Source organism: Pseudomonas sp. PME37.24/006 (assembly GCF_055556635.1).
This window is the reverse complement of the sequence record NZ_JBVHNL010000311.1, coordinates 1-232: the sequence shown is the minus strand read 5'-3', so window position 1 is coordinate 232 and position 232 is coordinate 1. Positions and strand designations below refer to the sequence as shown.

1 pseudogene is annotated in these 232 nt (G+C 56.5%); it reads left to right on the top strand.

From position 1 onward, the window contains the following. Positions 1–232 (top strand): annotated as a pseudogene (locus ACZ3GY_RS24865) (IS21 family transposase); the annotation flags it as partial.

Here is a 232-nt window from a genome sequence, read left to right as displayed (position 1 = left end):
GATCGAGCCGTCGTACTCCACCAGGCGCTCTACAAGCGCCCTCGATCCATTCACGCCGCGGCTATCCGCCTGGCTTTCCGCTGAAGCAGTCAAATCCCGCAAGCAAAGACGGACCTTAAAACAGATGTTTCTGGACTTAAAGGCGCTGGGGTATCAGGGATCGTATGACCGCGTGGCTGCCTTCGGAAGACAGTGGAAGGTGGGTCAAATAGAGAGGGTCAATTCTGCGAGC